General features: G+C 64.4%; 1 protein-coding gene. It reads left to right on the top strand.

Going from position 1 to position 770, the window contains the following annotated elements; translation table 11 throughout:
- Window positions 1–279 precede the first annotated feature (279 nt).
- Window positions 280–633 (top strand): PRC-barrel domain-containing protein, encoded by a 354-nt coding sequence (locus ACFWBT_RS40840; protein ID WP_385709265.1) that lies wholly within the window; start codon window positions 280–282, stop codon window positions 631–633.
- The last annotated feature ends 137 nt before the right edge of the window (window positions 634–770 follow it).

Raw genomic sequence — 770 nt, 5'->3', positions numbered from 1 at the left:
CCCGTTTTCCGTCTCACTGTTACTGCAGGGATGAATGTGGTGATTTTGCCGATTCGGGGTACATGGAGGTCATGGCCGGAGGTGGCCGTGACGCCAGGAACCATGGCCTCCAGCACGGCACCTCCGGTCACCCCCTCTTCCTGCAGACCGAATGTGTGGTTTCAAGAAGCCTGGGCACCCGACTTTCTGAGGAAACGTCACCGAATTCGATGACGCCTTGAAAGACTCCGCATTTCGACTGCGGGTCAGCAATGAATCTCGATGAGGGAGCCGTTCTTTATGAGTGACAACATCTGGGGCTACCAGCCGACCACCGGCCACACCGCGGGCACCGACCTGACCGGGTACAAGGTCGAGGCGACCGACGGCAGTATCGGCAAGGTCGACAAGCACTCGGACGACGTCGACTCCTCGTACCTCGTTGTCGACACCGGCGTGTGGATCTTCGGCAAGCATGTTCTGCTGCCGGCCGGCACCGTACATAGGGTCGACCAGGCCGAGCGCAAGATCTACGTCGCCCTCACCAAGGACCAGATCAAGAACTCCCCCGAGTTCGACAAGGACAAGCACGTCAGCGACGCCGGTTACCACGAGCAGGTCGCGGGCTACTACCAGAGCCACCGAGGTATCTGACCTCAAGCACCAGCCCAGAAGTGGGGGCGGCCCGCCGCGCGCCCGTGGGGCCCCCGGGTACTGTTGCCGGGCCACCCGGGGCGGGTGGGGGCGGGGGGGGGGGGCGCAACCCCCCCCGCCGCCGCCCGGCCCACACC

The organism is Streptomyces sp. NPDC060027, from assembly GCF_042737005.1.
In the GTDB taxonomy this organism is placed as follows: domain Bacteria; phylum Actinomycetota; class Actinomycetes; order Streptomycetales; family Streptomycetaceae; genus Streptomyces.
This window is presented reverse-complemented; position numbering and strand designations above follow the sequence as displayed.

Excerpts from the sequence above, each read along its gene's own strand:
- ACFWBT_RS40840 (WP_385709265.1), top strand. The coding sequence starts at position 280 with ATGAGTGACAACATCTGGGGCTACCAGCCGACCACCGGCCACACCGCG.